The sequence below is a fragment of the Corallococcus terminator genome (assembly GCF_003611635.1).
GTDB classification, from domain to species: domain Bacteria; phylum Myxococcota; class Myxococcia; order Myxococcales; family Myxococcaceae; genus Corallococcus; species Corallococcus terminator.
The window spans coordinates 1-975 of record NZ_RAVZ01000728.1; the positions used below are offsets into that span (position 1 = coordinate 1).

General features: G+C 73.3%; 1 protein-coding gene. It reads right to left on the bottom strand.

Annotated elements, in window-relative coordinates; all coding sequences use genetic code 11:
* Positions 1-975: PKD domain-containing protein (locus D7V88_RS41825; RefSeq protein WP_372241177.1), on the bottom strand; the 975-nt coding region annotated here is incomplete at both ends.

A 975-nucleotide genomic window follows, 5' to 3' on the forward strand; every position in this document is an offset into this window, starting at 1 on the left:
GGTGGAGAGACCGAGGGCGTTGGTGCTCGTGGCCGTCACCGTGAGCGGGTTGCCCGAGGGCAAGCAGGAGGGCGCCGTCCAAAGGACTTCGCTGGTGGTGGCGGTGCTAGTGGCCGTGCCCAGCGTTCCGGCGCTGGTGGCCCAGGTGAAGCCAAGGGCACTGCCCTGGGCATCCTGCGCCTTCACCCGGAAGACGACGGTGCCGCCGGACGCCGGCACGCTCGCGCTGGACTGGGAGGACTCCACCACCTCGGGCGGGAAGCGACCTGAAGTCCCCGGGCCCACGTAGATGCCCAGACTGCCCTGCCCCTGCCCGCCCCGGCCGTCCGAGGCCACCACGGTGAGCGTGCACGTGCCGCCGGACGGCTGCGCCGAGGGCGTGAAGCTGGAGCTGGCGGAGGTGGCATTCGTCCACGTCCCCGCGCACGAGGCCGTCCACTCGTAGGAGAGGCTGTCTGCGTCCGCGTCGCTCGCGACGGCCGCCCCGGCCGTCGCCTGGCCGACGGCCACGGAGGACGGCAGCGCCGTCACCCCAGCCACCTGGGGCCAGGTGTTGACGGTGACGTTGACGGCGGCACTGCCGGTGCCGGTGCTCACCGTCACCGTGACGCTGAGGGCGGCGGAGGCGCCCTTGGAGTCCGTCACCGTCAGCGTCAGCACCACGGGGCCGGCGGAGGCCGGCGCCGTCCAGGCCGTCGAGAGGCTGGAGGCGGCGCTGAAGCTGCCCGTGCTGGCCGTCCAGGCATAGGTGAGGGTGTCGCTCGCGTTGGGGTCGTCCGCGGTGGCCTGGAGGGCCACCTGGCCACCCGGGGCGACGGTGCCGGGGCTGGCCACCAGCGACAGGATGCGCGGCGCCGCGTTTTCGAAGGGCGGGGGCGCGTTCACCTCCTGCAGCAGGAGCGTCACGGCCGTCGTCTGGCCAGCCTGAATCGTGACGGGCGTCACCTGGCCCGAGTAACGCACGGTGTTGGAGGC